This window comes from Rhodococcus sp. MurmanLake-1, assembly GCF_056945715.1.
The window spans coordinates 1-260 of sequence record NZ_JBWZNF010000090.1; the positions used below are offsets into that span (position 1 = coordinate 1).

Below are 260 nucleotides of genomic sequence, written 5' to 3' on the forward strand. Positions count from 1 at the left end.
GGTCAGCCAGCTGCGCACCGCCCTCAACCTCGCCCCAAACCGAAACCCGAGCCCGAACCCGAGCCGGAAACCGAGGTCGAGGCTGAGGAAGTCCCCGAGCCCGAGCCGGTGTGCACCATCAGCCACACCTCCGACGAGCAGTACAGCTACTGGCAGATCCGGCTCCCGCACCTGGAATCAGCGGCGCTCGAGGCGGCCCTGCAGTCCCACAAAGACGCCCTGATCGCGCAGTGGAAAACGCTCGACCCCACCGCCACCCG

Annotated in this window: 1 pseudogene; it reads left to right on the forward strand. The window is 68.1% G+C overall.

The window, feature by feature from the left end:
• A pseudogene (locus AC2ETI_RS32775) lies at positions 1–260 on the forward strand (hypothetical protein); the annotation flags it as partial.